The 26,173-nt window shown below is 74.4% G+C and carries 14 protein-coding genes; 4 read left to right on the top strand and 10 right to left on the bottom strand.

Annotated features, from left to right (window positions below; translation table 11 throughout):
* Window positions 1-155: 155 nt before the first annotated feature.
* Both AC067N_RS11555 and AC067N_RS11550 read right to left on the bottom strand, forming a co-directional pair.
* On the bottom strand, window positions 156-13,238 hold the full coding sequence (locus AC067N_RS11555; protein ID WP_478678667.1) for an SDR family NAD(P)-dependent oxidoreductase: 13,083 nt from the start codon (window positions 13,236-13,238) through the stop codon (window positions 156-158).
* Window positions 13,239-13,760: 522 nt separating this feature from the next.
* Complete coding sequence (locus tag AC067N_RS11550; RefSeq protein WP_478678666.1) at window positions 13,761-14,342, bottom strand: AMIN-like domain-containing (lipo)protein; 582 nt, start codon at window positions 14,340-14,342, stop codon at window positions 13,761-13,763.
* Between the two features lie 244 nt (window positions 14,343-14,586).
* Between AC067N_RS11550 and AC067N_RS11545 the strand changes: the two genes are divergently transcribed.
* On the top strand, window positions 14,587-14,739 hold the full coding sequence (locus AC067N_RS11545; RefSeq protein ID WP_478678665.1) for a hypothetical protein: 153 nt from the start codon (window positions 14,587-14,589) through the stop codon (window positions 14,737-14,739).
* A gap of 169 nt (window positions 14,740-14,908) precedes the next feature.
* Here AC067N_RS11545 and AC067N_RS11540 read toward each other — a convergent pair whose 3' ends face one another.
* The 5 genes from AC067N_RS11540 to AC067N_RS11520 form a co-directional block, all read right to left on the bottom strand.
* Window positions 14,909-16,552 (bottom strand): alpha/beta hydrolase, encoded by a 1,644-nt coding sequence (locus tag AC067N_RS11540; protein WP_478678664.1) that lies wholly within the window; start codon window positions 16,550-16,552, stop codon window positions 14,909-14,911.
* A gap of 242 nt (window positions 16,553-16,794) precedes the next feature.
* Entirely contained in the window at window positions 16,795-17,664 is an 870-nt protein-coding gene (locus AC067N_RS11535; RefSeq protein ID WP_478678663.1) for an endonuclease/exonuclease/phosphatase family protein, read from the bottom strand.
* 57 nt (window positions 17,665-17,721) lie between these two features.
* Complete coding sequence (locus AC067N_RS11530) at window positions 17,722-18,126, bottom strand: hypothetical protein (RefSeq protein ID WP_478678662.1); 405 nt, start codon at window positions 18,124-18,126, stop codon at window positions 17,722-17,724.
* A 132-nt stretch (window positions 18,127-18,258) separates the two neighbouring features.
* Window positions 18,259-19,008, bottom strand: coding sequence for a VOC family protein (locus tag AC067N_RS11525; RefSeq protein ID WP_478678661.1), 750 nt, complete (start codon window positions 19,006-19,008; stop codon window positions 18,259-18,261).
* A 162-nt stretch (window positions 19,009-19,170) separates the two neighbouring features.
* Window positions 19,171-19,713 carry an MOSC domain-containing protein gene (locus AC067N_RS11520; RefSeq protein WP_478678660.1) on the bottom strand — a complete coding sequence of 181 codons (543 nt, stop codon included), beginning with the start codon at window positions 19,711-19,713 and terminating at the stop codon, window positions 19,171-19,173.
* Between the two features lie 327 nt (window positions 19,714-20,040).
* Here AC067N_RS11520 and AC067N_RS11515 point away from each other — a divergent pair, with 327 nt between their 5' ends.
* A complete protein-coding gene (locus tag AC067N_RS11515) occupies window positions 20,041-20,514 on the top strand; it encodes a carboxymuconolactone decarboxylase family protein (RefSeq protein WP_478678659.1) in 474 nt (157 codons plus the stop codon).
* A 42-nt stretch (window positions 20,515-20,556) separates the two neighbouring features.
* On the opposite strand, the gene AC067N_RS11510 is transcribed toward AC067N_RS11515, so the two are convergent.
* Entirely contained in the window at window positions 20,557-20,970 is a 414-nt protein-coding gene (locus tag AC067N_RS11510; protein ID WP_478678658.1) for a VOC family protein, read from the bottom strand.
* A 167-nt stretch (window positions 20,971-21,137) separates the two neighbouring features.
* Here AC067N_RS11510 and AC067N_RS11505 point away from each other — a divergent pair, with 167 nt between their 5' ends.
* Both AC067N_RS11505 and AC067N_RS11500 read left to right on the top strand, forming a co-directional pair.
* Entirely contained in the window at window positions 21,138-21,548 is a 411-nt protein-coding gene (locus tag AC067N_RS11505) for a VOC family protein (protein ID WP_478678657.1), read from the top strand.
* Window positions 21,549-21,727: 179 nt separating this feature from the next.
* On the top strand, window positions 21,728-24,121 hold the full coding sequence (locus AC067N_RS11500) for an ATP-binding cassette domain-containing protein (protein ID WP_478678656.1): 2,394 nt from the start codon (window positions 21,728-21,730) through the stop codon (window positions 24,119-24,121).
* A gap of 56 nt (window positions 24,122-24,177) precedes the next feature.
* Here the strand turns inward: AC067N_RS11500 and AC067N_RS11495 are convergent, their stop codons facing one another.
* Both AC067N_RS11495 and AC067N_RS11490 read right to left on the bottom strand, forming a co-directional pair.
* Window positions 24,178-24,717 (bottom strand): DUF2637 domain-containing protein, encoded by a 540-nt coding sequence (locus tag AC067N_RS11495; protein ID WP_478678721.1) that lies wholly within the window; start codon window positions 24,715-24,717, stop codon window positions 24,178-24,180.
* Between the two features lie 257 nt (window positions 24,718-24,974).
* Complete coding sequence (locus tag AC067N_RS11490; protein ID WP_478678655.1) at window positions 24,975-25,964, bottom strand: LacI family DNA-binding transcriptional regulator; 990 nt, start codon at window positions 25,962-25,964, stop codon at window positions 24,975-24,977.
* Window positions 25,965-26,173: the final 209 nt, after the last annotated feature.

Raw genomic sequence — 26,173 nt, 5'->3', positions numbered from 1 at the left:
CCCCTTTCGTACCCCGGGAAGGTCCCGGCCCAGCGGTGGGGCTGGGCGAACGGGCCGGCCACGAAGCCGGGGCCGTCGCGAGCTGGACCCGCGCCGGCCCCGACGGACGCCCGGCCGGCGAACTTCCGGCCGGGCGTCGCCTTCCGGCACCGGGGCTACGGCCGGGGCCGGGGGAGGGGCCGGGGCAGGGATTTCAGGGTGGCCTCCGGGATCGCGTGGTCGAGGAGGTGCAGGGGCGCGGCGCGGACCCCGGCGGCCTCGGCGGCGTCCCAGTGGGCCAGGGCGTGCGGGAGGTCCACCAGGCCGTGGATCGGCGGGAGCCGGGTGCCGTCGTGGTGGGCGTGGAGGAGCGACTCCAGGCGGCAGGACGCGAGGGTGCCGGGCAGGTGGGGCTGGAACCGGGTGCCCTTGGCGGTGCCGGTGCGCGCGACGGGCGGGAGGTCCGCCGCCAGCCGCGTCTCGGTGGTCTCCAGGGCGAGCAGTCCGCCTCCGACGAGCAGCACGTCCCGCTCGCGCCGCATCCGGTCGAGGGCCCGCCCGGTGTCGAAACAGTGCGGGAAGGAGTCGTCCACGACGATCGTGCCGGGGCGGAGCCGGTCGACCTCCAGGAGAGCCGTCGGACCGCTCACCGCGGTGACGATGACGTCGGCCGTCGCGTACAGCCCCGACGGCAGGCCCTGGTGGGCGCCGGTGGACTCCATGACTTGTACGGCCGTGCCGGGATGGTCCGCCGACAGCTCGGCGGCGAGACGGCGCAGCCTCGGGGCGCTGCCGGGCAGGTCGCAGAGGAGCAGCCGGGCCGGCGGGCGGGGGCTGCGGGCCAGGAGCAGCCGCAGCGACGACGTGCCGATGGAACCGCAGCCGACGACCGCGAGGGTCAGCTCGGCGAGGTCCCGTCCGGTGGCGGCGAGCGCGGCGTGGACGGTCTTCACCACGGCGACTGTGGTCGTGGCATGGCCGGTGGTGAGCGCGGCGGGGAGTGCGGAGACGGATGGGGCGGCGGGGGGTTCGGAGACGGACGGGGCGGCGGGAAGTGCGGAGACGGACGGGGCGGCGGCCGTGGGGGCCGCCTCCCGCAGGACGTCGTAGCCGTAGCCGGTCAGGGCCGGGATCACACCGGCCAGGGAGACGGAACGGGCGCCGAGCGAGAGGGCCTGCTCCACGGCCCGGGCGGTGCGGACCGCCAGAGGGGTGCGGTCGGCGGGGCCGGCCGGGGCCGTCAGCTCGTCGGCGAACACCGGGAGGGCGAGGAAACCCGACGTGCCCAGGGGTGTTGTCGTGGTCTCCAGCAGCCTGGGGCGGCCGTCGGGGAAGAGGAGGGCGCGCAGCTGCTCGCGGCCGGGCACGGCGTGCGCCGGCAGACCGGCGTGGGCGGCCAGGTCGCGGGGCGCGGGCAGATAACCGATCAGCGCGGCGTCCAGGGGAGCGCAGTCCTCCAGTTCGCTTCGCAACTTCTCGGTGAACGAGGCCAGTTGCTCCGCGGTGAGGGCGGTCGCCGCCGCGCGGACGGTCACGCGTACGCCGTCGGCCGAGGGACGGACGGCCAGGAAGACGTCGGTGCCCACGGGAGGCGGGGCGAGCGCCGTGTCGGTGTCCTCCGGCAGGACGGTCAGCGCGCTGCCGGCCGGGACGCCGAGGGAGCCGAAGTCCAGGAACGTGAAGAAGAACTGAGCCGTACGGGGCAGGCCGTCGTCCGTCCGCAGGTCCAGCGGGCCGGCGGTACGGGCCGCGACCGCCTCGGCGGCGACCCGGCGCAGGTCCTCCGCGAACGGGACGGGTGCCGCACCGTGGACCGCAGGGCGGACGGCCACCGCCTCCGCGAACGGGCCGAACACCCGGTGGGCGTCCGGCACGCTCTCCTCGCGTCCGGTGACCGCGAGGCCGAGCACCAGGTCCCGCCGGCCGGTGAGATCGGCGAGAGCACGGTGGTACGCGGTGAGGAACGGGGCGTACGGCGTCGTCCCGGCGCTACGGGCGAGCCGGCGCAGCGCCCGGGCGCGGTCGGCGTCGAGGGTGAAACCCGCGGTGTGGAAGCCGGGGGACGCGGCGGTGCCGTCGGGGCGGGACACGCGGAGCACGGGCGGGGTGTACGGGGCCTGGTGCCGGGCGAGGTGCTCCGCCGTCTCCGGGGTCGGGGACGGGGCCCGGCGACGGGCGGCACGCAGCTCGACGTGGTCGCGGAAGGTCGAGCGCAACGGCTCCAGACCGTCGGACAGACCGGAGGCGAAACGGTCGTGGACGGTGAGGAGTTCGCGGGTGAGCAGGGCGGCGCTGTAGCCGTCGCCGATGAGGTGGTGGGCGTGGACGACGAGGACGTGCTCGTCGTCGTCGACCGTGAACAGACGCAGCCGCAGCAGCGGCCACGCCCACGGCTCGAACCGCCGCCGCGCCTCCTCGGCGACCCGCCGCTCCAGCAGCTCCGGCTCGCTCAGCACCTCGGTCTCCACCGGCAGCCGCAGCGTGTCCGGCAGTTCCTGCTGCACGGGCGGGCGCGCACCGGCCGGGAACACCGTGCGGAGCATCGGGTGACGGGCCACGAGGACGTCCACCGCCCGCTGGAACAGCTCCGGACGCAGGGGCCCGAGAATCCGGAAGCGGGCCAGCCAGGCGGAGTTCGCGGGGCTGCCGGAGCGGTCCGCGCGGGAGCCGTCCGCGTCGGGGCCGTCCGTGCGGGGGCCGTCCGTGCGGGGGCCGTCCGTGCGGGAGCCGTCCGTGCGGGATGTGCCGGATGATCCGGATGTGCCGGACGTGAGTGCGTCGGCCAGGAGGAAGCCGCGCTGGGACGGGGTGAGGGGGTAAGGGGTGGTGGCCGGGGCGGTGGGGGAAGCCTGGGCGGCCGTCGGGGGTTCCGCGGCGGGGAGCGCTGCGGCCGCCGTGTCGATGGCCGCCGCCAGCGCGCTCAGCGTGCGGTGTGTGTAGACGGCGGTCGGCCGCGGCAGGACGCGGTGGTCGTCGCGCAGCCGGGAGAACAGCTCCAGCACCGTCAGGGAGTCCCCGCCGAGGGCGAAGAAGTCGTCCTCGCGGAAGACCTCGGGCACGTCGAGGAGGTGGCACCAGGCACGCGCCAGCAGACGTTCGGTGGGGGTCGCGGGCGGGGTTCGGGGAGCTGCCCGCTCGGTCCCGGCACCGGACTCCTCCGCCACGGCGGTCCGTTCGGCGTGAGGTACGAGCGGCTCGTGGTCCGGTCGTGGCGCGAGACGGTTGCGGTCGATCTTGCCGGTGCCGGTCAGGGGGAGGGCGGCGAGGGTGTGGACACGGGCCGGGATCATGTACGGGGGGAGTGTCCGGGCGAGGAAGGCGCGTACCTCGCGGGCGTCGGGCCCGGACGCGCCTGCCCGGGGCTCGACGTACGCCACGAGCCGCCCGTCCCGCAGCAGGACGGCCGCCCGGGCGAGGCCGGGGTGGGCCAGGAGCGCGGCCTCGACCTCGCCGAGTTCGACGCGGTGGCCGCGGACCTTGACCTGGTCGTCGAGCCGGCCCAGGAACTCCAGCACCCCGTCCGCGGTACGGCGGACGCGGTCGCCGCTGCGGTACCAGCGCCGCCCGTCCCGCTCGGTGAAGGCCGCCGCGGTGAGGTGCGGGTCGCCGAGGTAGCCGGGGGTGAGCCCGGTGCCGGCGATGAGGAGTTCCCCGGCCTCACCGGGGGCGCACGGAAGGCCGTCCGCGTCGACCACGGCCAGTTCGGTGCCGGCGACGGGGCGGCCGATGGGGAGGTGGCGTACGTCGTCGGCGGGGCGGGTGTCGATGATGTGGCAGGTGGCGTTGATGGTGGCCTCGGTGGGGCCGTAGAGGTTGGCGACCCGGTGGTGGACGCGTCGGGTGCCGGGGGTGCCGGGGGTGCCGGTGGTGCCGGGGGTGCCGGTGGTGCCGGTGGTGCCGGTGGAGCGGGGGGTTCCGGCCGTCGCGTCGAGCAGGTCGAACCAGCGGCGGACGTGGGCCGCGGGGAGTGCCTCGCCGCCCACGTGGACCCAGCGCAGGGCGGAGAGGTCCGGGGGCGCCGTGGCGTTCCCGCGGACGCGTTCCTCGGCGGCGGTCAGGAGGCGTTCCCAGAGCGTCGGCACCGAACTCCACACCGTGATCCGGTCGGCCACGACCCGGTCGAGGAGCGCCTCGGGGTCGCGCAGCAGATCGCGGGAGACGGTGTGCACCGTGGCGCCGACGAGCAGCGGGGCCAGCAACTGGCGTACGGAGGCGTCGAAACAGACCGACGCGGTCTGGGCCAGCCGGTCGCCAGGGCGGTAGCCGAAGGTGGCCAGTGCCCAGTCGAGGTAGTTCGCCATCGACCGGTGGGTGACGGGCACGGCCTTCGGGCGGCCCGTCGAGCCGGAGGTGAAGATGACGTAGGCGATGGCGTCGGGGTCGTGGGGCGCGGCGTCGGCGCGGTCGGGGGCGGCTGGACCGCCCGGGGCCGGTGAGGAGACCTCGGGGGTGACGACCGGGACGACACCCTCCAGCCGGGCGGCGGTCTGCCGGGTCGCCGGGTCGCAGACCAGGACGCGGACGCCCGTACGGGCCAGCTGGTCCCGGTGCCGGGCGGTGGGGTGGGTGGCGTCCAGCGGTACCCAGCCGGCTCCCGCGCGCAGGATGCCGACCACTCCGGTGACGGTGGCGGTGCCGCCCGGCTCGGTGAGCAGTCCGACGAGGTCGCCGGGGCGTACGCCGTGGGCACGGAGGCCGGCGGCGAGGGCGGCGGAGGCGGTGTCGAGGTCGGCGTAGGTGAGGACGGAGCCGCCGGTGTGGACGGCGACGGCCTCGGGCGCGGCCCGGAACCGCGCGCACAGCCGGTCCACGATGCCGGGCCGCCCGGGGCCCTCCGGCCGCTCGGGGCCCTCCGGCCGCTCGGGGCCCTCCGGCCGCTCGGGGCCCTCCGGCCGCTCGGTGGGCTCGGCGGCGGGGCTCTCGGGCAGGCGGACGGCGGTCTCGGCGGCCGGTCCCGCCAACCCGCTGACGGCGGTCTCGGTGGCCGGTCCCGTCAACCCGCTGACGGCGGAGCGCAGTTCGCCGACGTACGCCTCGGCGAGGCGGCGTACCGTCTCGGGGCGGAACAGGTGGGCCGGGTGGTTCCAGGAGAGGCGCAGACTCGCGTCGGCCTCCCAGCACAGGAGGCCGAGCCGGGTGGCCGCGGTGGCGGTGGCCGCGGCCGTCGGTGTGACGGTGACGGGCCAGTCGGGGCCGTGGACCACCGGGAAACGGGCGAAGCTGAAGCCCGCCTCGGCGACGGTGCGCGGCACCGGGCCGGTGGCGGGCCGCAGCTCGGACAGCAGACGGGCGAGGTCGGCGCTGCCCGGCGTCGCGTGCGCCTCGGCCTCCCGCCAGATCTCCCGGACCCGGCCGGCCAGCGCGGTCACCGGCTCGTCGGGGTCGACCGTCACGAACACCGGCAGGGTGTCGGCGAGCGGCCCCACCAGACGGTCGACACCGGCGATCGCCGTCTCGCGGCGCGCCCTGGCCACGTTCACAGCCACGTCCGGGCGCCCGCTCCACCGTGCCAGACACCGCCCGTACGCCGCCAGCAGCAGATGGAACAGCGACACCTCGTGCCGGGCCGCCACCTCGCGCAGCGCGGACGTCAACTCCTCGTCGACCGCGGTGCGGTGGTGGACGAGCGGCGGCGCCGGGGGCGCCTCGGGATCGCCGTCGTAGGGGAGGGCGGGGGCGTGGGGCATGGGGGGCGTGTGCGCGGTGAGGCGGTCGCGCCAGTACCGCCGGTCGCGCTCGTGGGCCGGGGAGTGCCGTTCGGCGGTGAGGAGGGTCGCGTAGTCACCGAAGTCGGCGGTTCCGGGCTCCGGTTCGGGGACCGTTTCGGATCCCCGCGCGAGTGCGGTGTAGAGCGACCAGAGGTCCTCGCTCAGCACCTTGAGGCTGTAGCCGTCGGCGGCGGCGTGGTGGACGACCAGGAGGAGGTGGGTGAGGTGCGCGTGCTCGTGGTCGGGGACCAGCACGGCCCTCACGGGGTCCTCCGAGGTGAGGTCGAAGGGCCGGTTGCAGAGGGCCTGTTCGAGGTCGGCCAGGGCGCGGGAGTCCGCCGGGACCCGCCGGACCTCGTACCAGACGGGGCCTTGCTCGGTGGGCGCCTCGGCGGGCGCGGCGTACCGGCGCGGGCGGGGGTCGCCGTCGCGGGTGAACCGCATCCGGAGCATGGGATGGCGTACGGCCAGGTGGGCGAGCGCCCGGCCGAGGAGCGCGGGGTCGAGGGGGCCGCTGACGCTCTGGCGCACGTAGCCGTAGGCGGTGACGCCCTCGTGGAGCGTTTCGGTGGTGTGGAAGGCGAGTTGGAGGGGTGTGAGGGGGAGGAGGCCGCCGGGACCGGAGGCGGTACCGGGAGGTGCGGCGGGCAGGGCGGGCGGTGGGGTCCCGGGGGCCTCGGCGGCCAGATGGGCGGCCAGTTCACCGATGGTGCGGTACTCGAAGAGCAGGGTCGCGGGCAGCGGCCGGCCCAACTCCCGCTCCAGAAGCCGGGCGAGGTCCACGGCACTGAGGGAGTCCAGCCCGAGGCCGAGGAACGGGGCGTCGTCGGCGATGTCCGCCGGGGAACGGTGCAGGGCTTCGGCGAGCAGACGGCGGATGAGGGCGGTGACCTCGGGGGCCTTCGGGGCGGTGGGGGCGCCGTCCTCGGGAGCCGTCGGGGCGGTGTAGGCGGTGCGGGTGGTGTTCTCGTGTGCGGTGATCGCGGTGATCGCGGTGATCGCGGTGGCCGCGGTCTCGGCGGCCAGGGTCGGTCCTGGTGCCGTTGCTGCTTCCGGGGCCGGGGCCGGGGCCGGGGCCGGTTCCGTCGTGCCCGTCACCAGTACGTGGGCCGTGTCCAGGGCGAGCGCCGTGTGGAGGGCGGTGAGGGCGGCGCGAACGGGCATCGGGGCGAGGCCACGGCCGCGGAGGCGCTCCTCGGCCCGGGGGCCGCTCGCCAGGCCCGCGTCGGAGACGGGCCCGAGGGCTATCGCCCGCCAGGGGCGCCCCGCGGCGCGCTCGGCGGTGGCGAAGGAGTCGAGGAAGGCGTTGGCTGCGGCGTAGTCGCCGAGGGCGCCTGCCAGGCCGGGCAGGACCGAGGAGACGGAGGAGAAGACGACGCGGACGGCGGTGTCGTGCCCGTACCGGCGCAGCGCGTCCGCGAGGAGGGCCGTGCCGCGCACCTTCGCCGCGAGGGTCTCCTCGATCTCGGCGTCCGACTTGCCGCGCAGGCTGCCGGGGCGGGCCGTGCCGGCCGCGTGGAAGACCCCGTCCAGGGGCGGCAGTCCGGCGACGAGGTCGTCCACGGCGTCGGCGTCGCTCACGTCCGCGGCCTGGTAGCGGGCAGCGCGGGCGCCGAGGGCGCGGAGTTCGGCGAGCAGGGCGCGGGGCGGAGCGGGGGTGCGGCCGGTCAGGACGAGGTCGGGGGCGCCGCGCTCCGCGAGGTCGCGGGCGAGCGCGGACCCGAGGCCGCCGGCGCCGCCGGTGATGAGGTAGGTGCCGTTCGGGGGGAGGGCGTCGGCGGTCACCAGGGTGGCGCCGGTCGTGGGGACTGGCGTGGGGACGGGCGTACGGGTGAGGCGGCGGGACGCCCGCCAGGCGACCGTGCCGGCGAAGTCGCCGGGAGCGTCGGCCGTGTACAACTCCCGCTCCAAAGAACGGAGTCGGGTGGTGAGCGGTTCGTCGGAGGAGAGGTCGACGCCGCGGGAGGACAGCCCGGGGTGCTCGTCGGGGAGGGCCAGGGCGAAGCCGTGGAGGAGCGCTCGGGCGGGCCGGGTGCGCTCGGGGGCCTCTCCGGCGCCGGTGGTGTACGCGTCCTCCGTGACGAGCAGCAGACGGGCGGGGGCCGTGTCCAGCAGGGGGAGCACGCCGCGGAGGGAGGCGATGGCGTCGGCGGACGTGGCCGACTCCTGGGTGTCCCCGGCGAACCACAGCAGGGTTTCCGGGACGCTCGGCGCGTTCGCAGCGGTGTCGCCCGGCCGCAGCACCGTCACCCCGTGCTCGGTGAGGCGGTCGGCGAGGGCCCGCGCGAGGGCCGTGTCCGCGCCGGCCAGGCGTACGGCGCGGGGACCCGGGGCGGCGACGAGGGGGGCGTCGCGCCAGAGGAGGGGCCGGGGCGCGGGGGAGCCGTCGGACGCGGGAGACGTGGGGCGCGGCGCCGGCCTCCCGTCGAGGCGCTCCGGCCAGTGGCGCCGGCGCTGGAACGGGTACGTGGGGACGGGCACCCGGCGGTGCCCCGTGCGCACGCGCGCGGGGGCGGTCGGGGCCAGTGGCGCCCCGTGTGTCCACAGGCGGCCGACCGTTTCCAGCAGGGCTCGTGCGCCGGAGGACTCGGAGGTCTCACCGTCCGGGGCGGCGCTCAGGGCGGGCAGGTACGCCACGCCGGAGGACTCGGCACCCGTCCAGGCCCGATCGCGCGCCCCGGCCCGGGCTTCCGCCCCGGCCCCGGCCCGGGCCACCGCTTCGTCCCCTTCCCGGAGCCGGGCGGCGGCGATGGTGCGGACGGGGCCCGAGAGGGAGTCGGCGGGGCCCAGTTCGACGAAGGTGTCGTAGCCGTCGTCGAGGAGCCGGGCCACGGCCGCGCCGAAGCGCACGGGGCGGGCCGCGTGGTCGCGCCAGTACTCGGGGGTCAGGTCCGGACCCCATCGCTCGGTGACCGTGCTCAGCATCGGCACGGCGCCGGGAAGGACGGTCAGGGCCTTCGCGGCGTTGCCGAGCGGGTCGAGGACGGGGTCCAGCAGGCGGGAGTGGAAGGCGTGTGAGACACGCAGCCGGCGTGCGGCGACACCCCGTGCCGTCAGGGCGGCGACGGCGCGGTCGACGGCGTCGGGGTCGCCGGCGATCACCAGCTGGGTGGGTGAGTTGACGGCGGCCACGGACAGGGTGCCGTCGGACGCGGTGAGTTCGGGGGCGACGGTGTCCTCGTCCCCCCGGACGGCCGCCATGGCGCCCGGTGCGGCGAGTTCGCCGATCAGGCGTCCGCGTTCGGCCGCGAAGGAGAGCGCGTCCGGGAGGGAGAGGGCGCCGGCGAGGTGCGCGGCGGTGATCTCGCCGACGCTGTGCCCGATGACCGCGTCGGGGCGTACGCCCCACGCGCCGAGCTGCGCGGACAGGGCCGCGCCGAACGCGACGAGGAGGGGTTGCGCCACCTCCGTCCGCGCCAGTTCCCCGGGGGCGGCGTGCTCGTCCAGGCACCACGTCGTCAGGGAACGGCCGAGGACGGGTCCGACGAGGCCGGACGCCTCGTCCAGGGTGTCCCGGAAGGCGGGGGCGGACCGGTACAGGGTGCGGGCGACGGCGGGGCGTTGGGCGCCTTGGCCGGGAAGGACGAAGACGGTGCGGGGGCGGGTGCGGACGGGTTCGCCGTCGTCCGCGTGGGCGGCCGCGTCCAGTCGCCGGAGGAGGTCGCCGTCGGCCACGACCGCGAGGCGGTACGGGGCGTCGTCGCGCGCGGTGCCTACGGCGGCGCAGACGTCCGCCTCGGCGAGGCCGGGACGGGCCCGGAGATGGGCGACGAGGTCGGCGGTGGCCGCCCGCAGGGCGGCGGGGGTGCGGGCGGAGAGGGTGAGCAGATGCGGGCCGGGGGCGTCGGCCGGGCATCCCCCGGGGCGGCCGCGGCCGGGACGGCAGCTCTCACGGCGAGGGCAGCCGGGCTCCCCGCAGCCGGAACGGCAGGATTCCCCGCAGCCGGGAAGGCAGGACTCCCCGCAGCCAGGGCGGCTGTCGTCCCCGCCCTCATGGCGGCGGCTGTCCTCCCCGCCGTCATGTCGGCAGCTGCCCGCCCCGCCGCCATGGTGGCCGCTGTCCGGCGCTTCCTCCAGGATCGCGTGGGCGTTCGTGCCGCCGAAGCCGAAGGCGTTGACCCCGGCGGTGAGGGGGCGGCCGTCCGGGGTGGCCCACGGCTCCGCCTCGGTCACCGGGCGGAAACCGGGGGCCACGTGGGCGAGGAACGGGGCGGGCCGGGCGGCGTGCGGGGTGGGCGGGAGCCGGCGGTGGGTGAGCGCGAGGACGACCTTGAGGAGGGCGGGCATCCCGGCCGCGTTGAGGAGGTGCCCGAGGTTCGCCTTGACCGAGCCCAGCCGTCGCGGGAGCCCGTCGGGCCGGGGCGGGAACGCCTGGCCGAGGGACCGCGCCTCCACCGGGTCCCCGATGGGCGTACCGGTGCCGTGCGCCTCGACGTACGACACGGCGGCCGGATCGACACCGCACTCCTCGTACGCCCGTGCGATGACCGCGCGTTGCCCGCGCGGTGTGGGCGCCAGCAGGCCGAGCGAGCGGCCGTCGTTGTTCACCGCCGTCCCGCGTACGAGGGCGAGGACCGGGTCGCCGGCGGCGCGGGCGTCCTCCGGGCGGGCCAGTACGACGACCGCGCCCCCCTCCCCGGGCACGAACCCGTCCGCGTCGGCGTCGAACGCCCGGCACCGCCCCGTCGGCGACAGCGCACCCGTCGCTTCGAGCAGCCGGTGCCCGGTGTCCGTCAGGCCCAGGTTGACCCCGCCGACCACGGCGAGGTCGCACTCCCCGGCCGTCAGGCTCCGCCGGGCCAGGTGCAGCGCGACCAGCGCGGACGAGCAGGCGGTGTCGACGGCGAGCGCCGGGCCGTTCAGGTCCAGCACCTGGGAGACACGGGCGGCGATCAGGTTGGGCAGGTTGCCGGTGAGGGCGGCGGGGTGACGGGCGAGGTCACCGTCGGCGGCCTCGGCCAGGACCTCGCGGTAGCCGCTGTCACCGGTGGCCGCGAACACCCCGATCCTGCGGCCGGCCCGGCGGGGCCCCGCGTACCCGGCACGCTCCAGCGCCTCGTGGGCCAGCTCCAGGAAGATCCGCGCCTGGGGGTCGGTCGCCCTCGCCTCCGTGTCGTCCATCCCGAAGAAGCCGGCGTCGAAGGCCGCCGGGTCGGGCAGGAAGGAGCCGAACGGCGTGCTCGGGCCGGGCCCGTTCCCCCACCGGCCCTCGGGTACGCCGCCGACGGTGTCGCCCCCGGCCACCAGCAACTCCCAGAAGGCCTCGGGCGACTCGACCCCGGGGAAGCGGCAGGCCGCCGAGAGCACGGCCACGGCTCCGCCGGGGGCCGCGCCACCACCCGTACGACCGCCATGACCGGGGGCCGCGGGCGCGGTGGCCGGAACGGAAACCGTGGCCGTCCCCACAGCCGTGGCCGTCCCCACAGCCGTGCCCGCGCCCGCCACCGCGTCCGTCCCCGCAATCGGGCCCGGGACCGCCCCCGCGTCGGCCGCCGCCCCGATCACATACCGGGCCAGCCCCGCCACCGTGTCGTGGTCCCGCAGGGCCCTCGGCTCCACCGTGACCGCGAACGTGTCCTCCAGCCCGGCCAGCACGGCCATCGCCTTGAGCGAGGAGCCGCCGAGGTCGAAGAACCGGTCGTGGAGCCCGATCTCGCCCTCGGGCCGCTCCAGCACCCGCGCCCAGAGGCGCCGTACGGCCGCCTGGACGTCCCGCACCGAACGAGGCGCCGCGACCGCCGCACCCGTCTCCGTCGCACCCGTCTCCGTCGCACCCGTCTCCGTCGCACCCGTCTCCGCCGCCGCGTCGTTCTCGACTCCGGTCGCCGAGGCGCCGTCCCCGGGCTCGGCGTCCGTCCCGGCGCGCCCCGCCACGGCGTCGGCCCAGCGCCCCTCGACCGCCGCGAACCTCCCGGCCTCGAACCGCTCCCGCAGCGCGCTCCTGCGCAGCTTGCCGCTGGTGGTACGAGGGAACGCCCCCGGCGGCAGCGGCAGTACCCGTACGTCGTCGTGCCCGAGGACCTCCCGCAGGCGTCCGGCGGCGGCCCGCAGCACGGGTCCGGCCGTCGCGGCGGGAGGTCTCGCCCACCGCACGAACGCGACGACCCGCTCGCCCCCGCCGGCCGGGTCGGTGGACCCGACGACCGCGGCGGTCGTGCCGGACGGCAGCCCCGGCGTCGCGGCGACCGTCTCCTCCAGGTCCGACGCGTGGAACGTACGGCCGTTGACGAACACGACGTCCTTGTGGCGCCCGGTGACCACCAGCCGCCCGTCCCGCAGGAACCCGAGGTCCCCGGTCCGCAGCCACCCGTCGTCCCCGAACGCCTCCGCGCTCGCCCCGGGCGCCCGGTGGTACCCCCGGCCCACCTGCGGCCCCCGCACCTCCACGTGGCCGACCCGCGACTCACCGAGCACAGCGCGCCCGCCGCCGCGCGCCCGCTCGGGGCTCCCGGTGATCCTGACCTCGCAGCCCTCCACCGGCAGCCCGACGTCCATCAGCTCCACCGCGTCCGTGCCCGGCGCGGTCGCCACCGCCCGGCCGCGGCTGAGCGCGGCCCGGTCCAGCACCAGCGGCTCGGCACGCTCGCCGAGCGGCGGCACGGTCACCGCGAGCGTGGCCTCGGCCAGGCCGTAGACCGGGAGGGGGGCGCTCGGGTCGAGTCCGGCGGGCGCGGTGTGGGCCAGGAACTCGCGCCAGACGCGCGGGGCGATCGGCTCGGCACCGACGAGCAGCAGCCGTACACGGCTCAGGTCGAGTCCGGCGAGGGTCGTGGCCGGGATCCGCCGCACGGCCAGGTCGAGGGCGAAGTTGGCGGCCGAGAGCAGGGTCGCGCGGTGCCGGGCCGCGGCCTCGAACCACAGGGCGGGGCGTTTGGCGAAGGACAGCGGTTCGACGCGTATCTGCTTCAGACGCGCGGCCATGGGCACGAGATGCGTGCCGATCAGACCCATGTCGTGGAAGTACGGCATCCATGTCGCGAGGACGTCGTCGCCGGTGATGGCCATCGCCGTACGGATCTGGTGGAGGTTCGCCAGAATGCCCGCGTGGGTCAGCTCGACGCCCTTGGGGGAGCCGGTGCTGCCGGAGGAGAACTGGAGGAACGCGACGTCGTCGGGCGCGGGCCGGGGCAGCCGGCGGGGCGGGCGGCCCTCGCGGAGCGCGTCGAGGGGCAACGGCCGCAGGGACGCGTCCAGTTCGTCGAGCAGGGACACGGTGGAGGCGTCGACGACGACCGGGGGACGGCCGAGGAGTTCCCACACGGGTCCGACACGGCGCGGCTCCGGTGCGAGCGGCACGGGTACGGCGCCGGCCGCCAGGGCGCCCCAGAACATGGGCTGGAAGTCCTCGCCGCGGTCGGCGACCAGCGGGAGCGGGGTGCCCGGAGCGACACCGGCCGCGATCAGGCCGCCCGCCACCCGCAGCGCCTCGTCGCGGAGCGAGGCGAAGGTGACGGTGTGCTCGCCGCCGTCGCCCCGTACATGAACGACGGTCCGGTCGGGGACCTCGCGCGCCGCCCCGAGCAGCACATCCAGCAGCGTCTCGGCCGACACCCCGCCGTTCAAACCTTCATTCGATCTCTCCACCGTGCGGACCTTACAAGTCGGGCATCGCGGAACAGCACCGGCGCTCGGCCGCCGCGTGTTCCTGCCCTCGCCGCCGGGCCGCCGGGGCAGGGCGTCCGCCCGTCCGCCCCGGCGACGACTGCCCGGCGGGCTCTGACATCCGGGGCATGGCGATGTTCGTGCACCTGACCTCGGCGGCCGACGCGCGCCGCGTATCCGGCGGACCGGGGTGCGCGCGGCGAGTCACGGGCAGGGCGGGTCTGCGGGGCGTGTACGCCGTGGCGGCCGTACGCGAGCCGGCGTGAGGGGTGCACCACGTCGCGCCCCCCGCGGGCGGGTGCACCGCGTCGCGCCCCCCGCGGGCGGGTGCACCGCGTCGCGCCCCCCGCGGGCGGGTGCACCGCGTCGTGCCTCCCGGCCTGCCGCAACCGCATGCCAGGCCTCCGGCCTGCCGCAACCGCATGCCAGGCCTCCGGCCTGCCGAACGGAACGCCAGGCCCCCGGCCGGCGTCAGCGCGTGCTCGTCCAGCTGTGGGCGACGTCGACGACCAGGCGGTCGTGCAGCTGGATCACCCGGAACGGGAGCCGGGCGCGGACGCCGAGGCCGATCTGGGTCTCGCCCTCGAAGCTGCCGGCGAAACGGGTGTCGCGGAAGGTGCGGTAACCGGTGATGTCGACGCCGGGCAGCGGTTTGGCGACCTTCCCCGGGTAGGCGACCGCGCCGGTCTCCGGGTCGTAGCTGGGCGCGGCGACCCTGACCTCCAGGACGGCACCGCCGCCGACCGGGATGACGTCGCCCGAGCCGGCCTGGTGCAGCCGGTCGACGTACTGGACGTAGTAGCCGATGTGGTCGCCGCCGCCGGGGACGTCGAAGACCATACGGTCGAAGCAGTCGTGCCGGCCGGTCCTGATGTCGGCCAGGGGGACGATGCCGCTGTCCGGGATGCCCTTGAGGCCGCTGCCCCAGCCGGTCGGGCAGGCCGCCGCCGTCCGTGCAGCGCCCGCGGGCGCTGCACCCGCGCCGCCCGCCGCCGCCACCGTCGCCGTGCCGGCGAGTACGAGTACGGCCACTGCCGCTCCGATACGTCGCATGATGTCCCCCCTGGGTCGCATGACGCTCTTATGGGGTAAGACGTTCCGGTATGCCGGATGGTTGTGCTCCGGATGAGGCGAATGTGCTCCGGATGGGCGAACGTGCCCCGGACCGGCGCCTCGCGCGCCGCCCGCGCCTCGCGCGCCGCCCGCGCGCCGCGGCCTCCAGCTGATCACCGCCCTCTCCCAGCGCTGGGGCACCCGCTACACCGCCGACGGCAAGTGCATCTGGACCGAGCAGCCCGTGACCGGCCCCGACCCCCGCAGGCAGCAGGCGGATCCCCTGGACCTGCCGTGCCCGGTCCCCGGCGAATTCGACGGCGACCCGGACGCGCTGAGCTTCGCGGACCTGGACCTGGACCTGGACCTGGAACCGGACGAGGGCCGGGGGCGGTAGGGCACCGGCCCGACCGCCCCCGGTCACCGCTCTCCCCGAACGCCCGAACGCCCGAACGCCCGAGGCGCCGGCCTCGGGGGCCGACGCCTCGGGGATCACCCGTGCTGTCGCGGGTTCGGTTCGCCGACCCGGTGCGGCCGTCCGGTGCGGTCGTCCGGCCCGGGACCGGTCAGTCCACGGAGCCGATGCGCTCCACGCGCTCGTTCACACCGTTGCGGAGCTCACCCAGGGTCGTGCCGGGCGGGGCCACCTTCGGCGTCGACGACGGCGGCTGCGTCTCGTCCGCGCAGGTCGTGCCGTTCGCGGGAACCGTCAGGTCCACCAGGTACTTGACGACCGCGTCCGTCGCACAGGCGCTGCGGCCGAACGCCGTGTGCCCCTCCGCCTCGAACGTCAGCAGCGAGGCGTTGTCGAGCCGCCGGGACAGCGCCACCGCGTCCTGGTACGGGGTGTCCGGGTCACCGGTGGTGCCCATGACCAGGATGGGCGCCGAGCCCTTCGCGCGGTAGGAGCCGTCGTAACGGCTGACCCGCTCGGCCGGCCACTGCGCACACGCGGTCGCGTGCTGGTGGTCGTAGGTCGGCGGGCCGAACGCCATGGCGGGGCCGAGCAGCGGTGCCGCCTCGGCGAAGGACTCCACCTTGTGCTTCAGCAGCCACTGGCTGCGCGGGTAGTCACGGTCGACGCACTCCACGGCCACGTTCGGGCCGAGGAAGTCGAAGCTCGCCGGGGACGGCGGACGCAGCAGGAACGAGGTGTTGTCCCGCAGCTGCGCCTTCCTGAGGGCGGCGCCGAGCGAGGGCCAGATGACCTTGCCCTCGTTGATGTTGAACATCAGCCGGTAGACCAGCGTGTAGCCGTTCGCCTTGCCGCCGTTCGCGGTCGTGACCGGGTTGGCGTCCAGGTCGGCCTTCAGCTTCTCGAACGCCCCGCGCGGGTCGCCGTCGCCGAACCCGCAGACGGCCTGGTCGGCGGCGCACCAGTCGAGGAACCGGCTCATCGCGCCGTCCAGCGCCAGGTACTGCGGCCGGTCATAGGCGTACGGGCGGTTGGCGTAGTGCACCGGGTCGTACGCCCCGTCGAGGGTCAGCGCCCGTACCCGCTGCGGGAACAGCGCGGCGTACACGGTCCCGATGTAAGAGCCGAACGACCGCCCGTAGTAGGTGAGTTGCTCCTCGCCGAGTGCCTGCCGCAGCAGGTCGATGTCGCGGGCCACGTACTCGGTGCCGATGTACGGCAGCAGCCCGCCCGCGTTGTCGAGGCATGCCTGGTTGAACTCGGCGGCCTCCCGCAGCGCCGGCCCGAACGCGTCCGGTCCGGGCACACCCTTGGCGTCGGTGACGGCCTTCGAGTAGCGCGTGTCGTCGAAGCAGGTGAGCGCCGAGCTGCGGCCGACACCGCGCACGTCGTAGCCGAACACGTCGAACGACTCGCGCAGCGCGGCCGGCAGCCCCGCGTGGTTGTTGCGGACGAAGTCCACGCCGGAGTTGCCGGGCCCGCCCGGCTGCATGAAGAGCGTGCCCTTGCGCTTGGCCGGGTCCGCGGCCCTCTTGCGCACCACCGCGAGGGTGATCTTCTTGCCGCCCGGCTCGCGGTAGTCGAGCGGCACGTCCGCGTTCGCGCACTCGTAGCCGCCCTGGCAGTCCGTCCACGCCAGGGACGGCACGGGCGGGGTCGGCAGGGTGTCCGGTGCCTTGGGCGATGCCACCGCCTGGGTCGCCGTCCCCGTACCGGCGACGAGGAGCGCCGTCAGCGCGGCCCCCGCCATTCTGAGACGACCGGGACGTCTCGGTGCGTCATGGGATGTCGTCATGTGTCCTTCCCCCTGTGCTGGTGTTGCCCTCAAGTACCCACTGGTCAAGGCGAGTCGGGGCAATGTCTAGCTGAACAGAGGGAGAATTGGCCAGCGCGGTGCCCGCTGTGGCCGACATTCCACGAGAACTCCCGACTACCCTGCGGTAGTTACCGCGACCGGAATCCGGGGCGACGGGCACGCTCCACCCGAGGCCGGGGCTGCACGCCTGACGCGGCCGGCGGTCCGCCGGCGGGCGCGGGTCATCCCTCCGGCCCGGTCTCCCCGGCGGTCCCACCCGCGACATCCACGTCGGCGTGCACCAGGTCGTGGTCCGAGGCCGGGGTCCGGTGCACCCCCTGCTCCAGCGGGGCGACACCGCGCAGGAACACGTAGTCGAACTTGAGCCGCCAGTCGGTGGTCACCTCGCAGTCGGCGCCGGCCGGGGGACGGCACCCCGGGTCCGCGTCCTTGGCCAGCTCCCACAGGGCGGCGAGTTCGGGGGCGTCCGGCACGGCGTTGAAGTCACCGATGACGATGGCGCGTTCGTACCGGGCGACGGCCTTGGCCAGCACCCCGGTCTGGCTTTCCCGGACCGCCTCCTGGCTCCGCTGGGCGAGATGGGTGTTGAAGACCCGGACCGGACGCCCGTCCACCCTGGTGGTGACCGCCAGATACCCGCGCTGCTCGGAGCCGCCCTCGGGGTAGAGCTTCCTGACGGGGTCGGTCATGGGCGCCGCCGAGAGGATCGCCTGCCCGAAGCCGCCCGGCTCCCACGGGACCCCGCCGCAGCGGTTCCAGTTCCGCAGCACCGGCCCGTACTCGACGTGGTAGACCAGCCCGTGCAGGTGCTCCAGATAGTCCCGGATCAGCTCGACGTCCCGTACGCACGCCTCCTGCACGCCGATGACCTGCGGCGCGTACCGGGCGATCTCCGCCGCCCGGTCGACGTCGCCGGTGTCGCACGGGTTGCAGATGTTCCACGTCATGACCCGGTGGGGCACGACGTCCCGGACGGCCTTCGCGGGCACGGACCCGCCGAGGAGCCCCCCGCCCGGCGCACTGGGTCCGGCGAGCACGACGCAGGCCACGACCAGGCCGCCCGCGAGCAGACGCGTGCCCTTCCCGAGCATCACCGCCTCCTCACCGTGGAACCCGTGACACCGGCATCCATGTTCGAGATTAAACGATCAGGCTGCGGTGCCGGGGCGGTCCGGTGCGCCGCCGGGCCGCGTGCCCAGCAGCACCAGCACGCTCCCGGTGAACATCAGGATGCCGAGGGGGACGTGGAGCGACGGTAGGTGGGCGATGCCCAGGACCACCTGGAGGGACGCGAGGAGCAGGAAGCCCGAGGCGTACAGGACGGGGCGCGGGGAGGCGCCGCCCGGGCGCCACGCGAGGACCGCGGCCAGGACGTACAGCATGGAGGCCCCGTACATCACGCGGGCCCCGACGTCGTGCAGCAGCTCGCCGTGTTCCGAGGAGAGCAGCGCACCGGCGGTGGCCGCCTGGAAGAACAGGGTCAGGGTCTGCAGGGCGACCGCGACCCGCAGAAACGTGAGTCCGCGGTACACCGGTGTCGTGTGGACGGCCATGACTCGGTCCCCTCTTCCGTCTCGTGACGGAGTGTCGGTGGTGTTCCGGTGATCCGACGAAGCGGGGCCGAGAAATGTGACGTGCCGGACGCCGAGCGGCTCGCCTCGGTCGGGCGGCCGTGGTTCGGCACGTCACGACCGCCGGGCGTCCACGCCGTCCTGCCGAGGCGCCAGGACGCAGAACTCGTTGTCGTCCGGGTCGAGCATCGCCACACGGCCGTCCTCGCGCGGGTCCGGACCGAGGAGCTTCGCGCCGAGGGAGAGGAGACGGTCGACCTCCGCCCGCTGATCGCCGCCGGCGGGCGGGGCGAGGTCGAAGTGGAGGCGGTTCCTGCCGTTCTTGGGCGCGACCGGCGGGCCACCCCAGGTGATCTTGGGCCCGCCGAGCGGCGAGCGGATCGCGGTCTCCTCGTCCTGGTCCCAGACCAGCGGCCACTCCAGCGCCGCGCTCCAGAAGTACCCGACCTCCTGTGAACCGTCGCAGGCCAGCGCGCCGAGGAAGCCGCAGTCGGCGAGGAACTCGTTGCCGGGCGGGATGACGCAGAACTCGTTGCCGTCGGGGTCGGCGAGCACCACATGCCCCTCCTCGGGGCGCTGGCCGATGTCGATGTGCCGCCCGCCGAGCCCCAGGGCCCGGGCGACCGTCTCCTGCTGGTCCTCCGGGGACGTGCTCGTCAGGTCGAAGTGGATCCGGTTCGGGACGGTCTTGGGCTCCCCGGTCGGGAAGAACCCGAGGCGGAAGCCGGTGTCGTCGGCGGGCAGGAGCGCGATGCCGTCGTGCGGGTCGTCGGTGAGCTCCCAGCCGAGGACACCGGACCAGAAGACCGCGAGGTCACGCGGTCGGCTCGCGTCGAAGCAGAGCGCGAAAAGCTGACAGGTCATCCCCGTGATCTCCGATCCGCCGGCCGGTCGTCGTCACGGCCCCGGTGCTGTGACCGGACCGGCCGGTCCCCGGGGCGGAGCCTAGAGCTGACCGGCCGTCATCCGCAGCCCGATTTCGGCGGCCGGCAGCCCACCGCGCGACCGGCGCGCGGGGGAGCGCCGTCAGACCCGTTCCAGCGGCCGGTGCGGGCCGCTCGGGAGCCGCACCTCGATCGGATCGCCCGGCCGTACCGCACCGCCCTCCCGCACGATGCTCATGATCCCGGCCTTGAGCACGAGTCCGCCCGACGCGTCGCGGCCGACGACCTGCTTCAGCAGGCCCTTGCGGAAGGCGTCGATCTGGTGGCACGGATTGCGCAGACCGGTCACCTCCAGCACCGCCGCGTCGCCGACCCGCAGCAGTGTGCCGACCGGCAGACCGAGCAGGTCGATCCCGCGGGTGGTGATGTTCTCGCCGAGGTCGCCCGGTGCCACCTCGAAGCCTTCCGCGGCGACCTCGTCGAACAGTTCCTCGTGGATGAGGTGTACCTGGCGGAGGTTCGGCCGGGTGGGGTCGCGCGCGACCCGCGAGCGGTGCTTCACGGTGACCCCCGCGTGGACGTCCCCCTCCACCCCGAGCCCGGCGAGCAGGGTGATGCCGTCCCGGTTCGGCTTGGTGAACGAGTACTCGGCGTTGCTGCTGACCGCCGTCACGGTCGCGCTCATCGTCGGCATCCCCTTGTGTCCGTGGATCACGACCCTAACCCGCGGGTGCCGGGGTCGGCAGAGGGGATTCAGCGGTGCTCCCACCACCCCCGCACACCCCGCCGTACGGTCCCCCGTGCGTCCCCGCGCATGTTCCCCCCGGCCTGCCGCTCTCCGCCCGCTGACGGAGACGGCTTCCCACGGTAACCGGTGTGCGCCGCACGGGACTTGCCATTCACGCGCCCCCAACTCCCTTTGCTGTGACGGGCGTCACCTCGTACCGCGTCACGTTTCGCCCGCCCGCCCCGTCGATGAGGTGTAACCACGACGACGACCAAGGAGCCCACGATGGAAGCTCGCCTGAACCTCCTCGCCAATCCCCTGGCCGGCAAGGTCTTCAAGCACATCAACTCGGCGGGCAGGGTCCTGACCGACTCGACGCTGCCGCACGCGACGCAGGAGCTGGTGAAGATCCGGGCCAGTCAGATCAACGGCTGCGGCTTCTGCACCGACATGCACACCAAGGACGCCGCGCACGCGGGGGAGAGCGCACAGCGGCTCCACCTCGTGGCGACCTGGCGTGAGGCCACCGTGTTCACCGAGGCCGAGCGCGCCGCCCTGGAGCTGGCGGAGCAGGGCACCCGGATCGCCGACGCGGCCGGCGGCGTCCCCGGCGAGGTCTGGGAGAACGCCGCCAAGCACTACGACGAGGACCAGCTCGCCGCGCTGGTGGTCCTGATCGCCCTGATCAACGCGTACAACCGGGTCAACGTGATCGTCCAGCAGCCCGCGGGCGACTACCGGCCGGGCATGTTCGGCTGACACCGCCGGCGGCGGCGTACGGCGAGCCCGGGGCCCGTGTCCTCAGCCCCGCGGCTCGCCGATGTTGATCATCCAGGGGATGCCGAAGCGGTCCGTGCACATCCCGAAGACATCGCCCCACATCTGCTTCTCCAGCGGAACGGCCACCTGACCGCCGTCCGAGAGCTTCTCCCAGTAGCGGCGCAGCTCGGCCTCGTCGTCGCCGCTCACGCTCACGGAGAAGGCGGAGGCGGGCGTGTGCTCCGTGCCGGGCGGCGAGTCCGCGCCCATCAGGGTGAAGCCGCTCGGTGTCTCCAGCATGCCGTGCATGATCAGGTCGGCGTGCGCGCCCTCCGCCTGGCCGAACGCGCCGTAGGTGTTCAGTACCAGGTCACCGCCGAACACGTCCCGGTAGAACTCCAGCGCCTGCCGGGCGTCGCCGCCGAAGCCGAGATACGGATTGAGTCGCGAGGCCATGGGACTACCTCCATGAACGGAGCGAACGGTCGGTTGTCCGGAGACTAAGCCGCCCCACTGACAACGGCACCCGGACATCGAGGCGCCGCCCGACCCCGTCGGGCACCCGGCGAACCGGTCAGGATTCGAGAAGCGGTCCCGCCGGGGCCGCGCCTAGCGTTACGGCCATGGACATCACCATTCACTGGACCTTCCTCCCGCACACCGACCCGGAGGCGTCGCTGGCGTTCTACCGGGACACCCTCGGCTTCGAGGTGCGCAACGACGTCGGCTCCGAGAACATGCGGTGGATCACCGTCGGACCGGCCGGCCGGCCGGATACGTCGATCGTCCTGGAGCCGCCGGCCGCCGACCCCTCGCTCACCGACGACGAGCGCCGCACCATCGCCGGGCTGATGGCGAAGGGCAGCTACGCCCGTCTCACCCTGGCCACCCCCGACCTCGACGACACCTTCGCCCGGGTGCAGGCGAGCGGCGCCGAGGTCGTCCAGAAGCCGACGGAGCAGCCGTACGGCATCCGTGACTGCGCCTTCCGGGACCCCTCGGGCAACCTGATCCGGATCAACGAGCTCCGCTGAGCCGTCCCCGAAACCACCGGACGCACCGGCGGTGGCCTGGTTGGATCGAGTCGGCTGCCCTCCACGGCCGGCTCATCGGCCGGCCGCCGCAACCGTCGGCCGCCCCACCGGCCGGCCGCCCCCACCCCCTCCCGCAACCACCGGATCGCGCGCCACATCGCGCAACAGATGGAGACACGATGAGCACGGTCAAGAGGACGGACCCGCAGTCGCCCGAGCCGCACGCCGCGGACAGCCACGATCTGATCCGTGTGCACGGGGCGCGGGAGAACAACCTCAAGGACGTCAGCATCGAGATCCCGAAGCGCCGGCTGACGGTGTTCACCGGTGTCTCCGGCTCGGGCAAGAGCTCCCTGGTCTTCGACACGATCGCCGCCGAGTCGCAGCGGCTGATCAACGAGACGTACAGCGCGTTCCTCCAGGGCTTCATGCCCAGCCTGGCCCGTCCCGAGGTCGACGTGCTCGACGGCCTGACGACGGCGATCACGGTGGACCAGCAGCGGATGGGCTCCGACCCCCGTTCCACCGTCGGCACCGCCACCGACGCCAGCGCGATGCTCCGCATCCTCTTCAGCAGGCTCGGCGACCCGCACATCGGCCCGCCCGCCGCGTACTCCTTCAACGTCGCCTCCGTCTCGGCGAGCGGCGGGATGACGATCGACCGCGGCGCCGAGAAGACCAAGACGGAGAAGGTCACCTTCAGCCGAACCGGCGGCATGTGCACGCACTGCGAGGGCCGGGGCACGGTCTCCGACATCGACCTCACCCAGCTGTTCGACGACTCCAAGTCGCTCTCCGAGGACCCGTTCACCATCCCCACCTACACGGGGGACGGCTGGGTCGTCCGGGTGATCGCCGAGTCCGGCTTCTTCGACAAGGACAAGCCGATCCGGGAGTACACGAAGAAGGAGCGGCACGACTTCCTGTACCGCGAGCCGACCAAGGTGAAGATCAACGGCATCAACCTCACCTACGAGGGGCTGATCCCGAAACTGCAGAAGTCGTTCCTGTCCAAGGACCGGGAGTCGATGCAGCCGCACATCCGGGCCTTCGTGGACCGGGCGGTCACCTTCGCCCGGTGTCCCGAGTGCGACGGCACGCGCCTCAGCGAACTGGCCCGGTCCTCGCGGATCGGGAAGCTCAACATCGCCGACGCGTGCGCCATGGAGATCCGCGACCTGGCCGAGTGGGTCCGCGCCCTGGACGAGCCGTCGGTGGCGCCGCTGCTCGCCAAGCTCCGGCACACCCTCGACTCGTTCGTGGAGATCGGCCTCGGCTACCTCTCCCTCGACCGGGCCTCGGGCACGCTCTCCGGCGGCGAGGCGCAGCGCACCAAGATGATTCGCCACCTCGGCTCCGCGCTCACCGACGTCACCTACGTCTTCGACGAGCCCACCGTCGGCCTGCACCCCCATGACATCCAGCGCATGAACAACCTGCTGCTGCGGCTGCGCGACAAGGGCAACACGGTGCTCGTCGTGGAGCACAAGCCGGAGACCATCGCCATCGCCGACCACGTCGTCGACCTCGGCCCCGGCGCCGGCACGGCGGGCGGCACCGTCTGCTTCGAGGGCACCGTCGAAGGGCTGCGGGGCAGCGACACCGTCACCGGCCGGCACCTCGACGACCGGGCGAAGCTGAAGGACACCGTCCGCGAGGCGGCCGGCCACCTGGAGATCCGCGGCGCGACGGCGAACAACCTCCAGGACGTCGACGTCGACGTCCCGCTCGGCGTGCTCTGCGTCGTCACCGGGGTCGCCGGGTCCGGCAAGAGCTCGCTCATCCACGGCTCCATCCCGGCCCCCGAGGGCGTGGTCTCCGTCGACCAGACCCCCATCCGCGGCTCCCGCCGCAGCAACCCGGCGACGTACACCGGGCTGCTCGACCCGATCCGCAAGGCGTTCGCCAAGGCCAACGGCGTCAAGCCGGCCCTGTTCAGCGCCAACTCCGAGGGCGCCTGCCCCACCTGCAACGGCGCGGGCGTCATCTACACCGACCTCGCGATCATGCAGAGCGTCGCCACCACCTGCGAGGACTGCGAGGGCAAGCGGTTCGACGCGTCGGTGCTGGAGTACCGCTTCGGCGGCCGTGACATCAGCGAGGTGCTCGCGATGCCGGTGACCGAGGCCGAGGAGTTCTTCGGCGGCGGCGAGGCCCACACCCCCGCCGCCCACCGGATCCTGCGCCGCATGGCGGACGTCGGCCTCGGGTACCTCACCCTCGGCCAGCCGCTCACCACGCTCTCCGGGGGCGAGCGGCAGCGCCTGAAGCTGGCCGTCCACATGGGCGACAAGGGCGGCGTCTACGTCCTCGACGAGCCGACCACCGGTCTGCACCTCGCCGACGTCGAGCAGCTGCTCGGCCTGCTGGACCGGCTCGTCGACTCCGGGAAGTCCGTGATCGTCATCGAGCACCACCAGGCGGTCATGGCCCACGCCGACTGGATCATCGACCTCGGCCCCGGCGCGGGACACGACGGCGGTCGCGTCGTCTTCGAGGGCACCCCCGCCGACCTGGTCGCCGCCCGCTCCACCCTCACCGGGGAACACCTCGCGGCCTACGTGGGCGCCTGACCCGGCGAGGGATACCGGAACAGACGAAACCCCAGGTCGACGACCTGGGGTTCTCGTCAGGGCTGCTTGGGCCCGGCGACGGCGTCGGCGGCGTGCCGTGGCCCGAACCGGGAGGAGAACTGGCCTACCAGTTCACGGAAGCAGACCAGCGCGGTGATCGGCGGAATCCCCACGATGACCATCGCGAGCACCGACCCCGGGGACTGTCCGATGCACAGCGCCACCGCCGTGCCCGACGACAGCAGCAGCACCGCCCAGGAGCGCCGGGCGGTCCGGTGCTGCACCGAGGCCCGCAGGATGGACAGTCCCGCGACCAGCCACGGGCCGTACACCGTCAGCGGCCACCACTGCGCGAGTCTTTCCGATACCACCAGCAGGGCGATGCCGTGCAACTGATTGTATGAATACGAAATGGACCAGGAGAGCATCGCCACCCCGCACACCGAGATGGTGAAGAACAGAAAAGCGACCATGATGCTTCTCATGTTGCCGGAAAGGACGTGAGTCCCTCGTCGCGGCCGTCGCCTGTTGGCGGGGCGGCCCGGGGGCTTCACCTGCATCGACATGGGCATCGACATGGGCATCGACACCGGCATGGACACCTGGGTCGTCTCCTCGGCGCGCTCCCAGTCGTCGGACGGAGTCCTCGGGTCGGGGATCCAGATGTGCTGCGTGTCGATCCCGCCATACGAATCCTGGAAAGTCACGCATAGCCAACGAGTGGCACCGGGGCCAAGGCATCCGGCATTCAGGGGATGGAAGATCAGCTGTGATTATCAGCGGCCGTTGACTTCCGGAGCCTAATTGACGGAATCGTTGAACGAAGGGGAAACGGGGACAGGGGCCGCCGGTCTCAGCGGGCCGGTGGCGGAGCCGTGCTGCTGCGGGGTACGAGGCGGGTCGGGACGAGAGTGGTGCCGGGCTCGGGGGCGGGCCGCCGCATCCTGGTGAGGACACCCTCGACGCACAGGCGCCCCACCTCGGCGAAGTCCTGGTGGATGGTGGTCAGGGGCGGCAGGAACGACGCCGACTCGGGGATGTCGTCGAAGCCGACGACGCTGACCTCGTCCGGGACCTTCCGGCCGCGCTCGTGCAGGGCCCGCAGCAGCCCCAGCGCCATCTGGTCGTTCGCGGCGAACACGGCGGTGCAGTCCGGCCGTTCGGCGAGCTGCAGCCCCGCCCGGTAGCCGGACTCCGCCGACCAGTCGCCGCGCACCGGGGGCGGCGCCACGAGCCCCGCCTCGGCGAGGGTGGCCCGCCACGCGTTCGCCCGGCGCTGCGCCGCGAACGAGTCCTCCGGCCCCGCCAGATGCCACACGGTCCCGTGCCCGAGGTCCAGCAGATGACGCACGGCGTCCCGGGCCCCGCCCGCCTGGTCGGTGTCGACGACGGTGTAGCGGTCGCCGGCGTCGGAGTCGGCCACCACCACCGGGATGCCGGGCGGCAGCGACACGGTCGCCGCGTCGAGCAGATGGGTCTCCATGATGACGATCACCGCGTCCACGGCGAGTTCGCCGAGCCGTGAGAAGGCCCCGTTCACCTCGTCCTGCGTGGGCACGGCGACCGGGAGCAGCGTGACGGCGTACCCCTCCCGCGCGGCGGACGTGGCGATCGCGTCCAGGGTGCGGATGTTGCCGAGCGTGGAGAGGGAGAAAGTGATCACGCCGAGGGTGCGGAACTCACCGCGCCGCAGGGCCCGGGCGGCGCTGTTGGGCCGGTAGTCCAGCTCCCGCATCGCGTCCAGCACCTGCCGCCGGGTCTCCTCGGTGACCCCGGCGAACCCGTTGGACACCCGGGACACCGTCTGCGCGGAGACGCCCGCCAGCCGGGCGACGTCGCCCATGGAGGGGCCCTGCCGCGGTCGCGCGCCACGCCCCCGGCCGCGGGGTGCCGACTGGCCCGTCCGCCCCGTGCCCGTCCCGCCGCCACGGCCCGGCGCCGCCGCGCTCTCCCGGTCAGCTGTGTCCACCTTGTCCCCCAGGTTCCCGTCAGCGCGCCCCTCGGCGATGTACGCCCGTCCGGAACGACTCCCTTGACCGCCGAGATTCGGAC

It is taken from the genome of Streptomyces sp. NPDC042364 (genome assembly GCF_056437585.1).
This window is presented reverse-complemented; position numbering and strand designations above follow the sequence as displayed.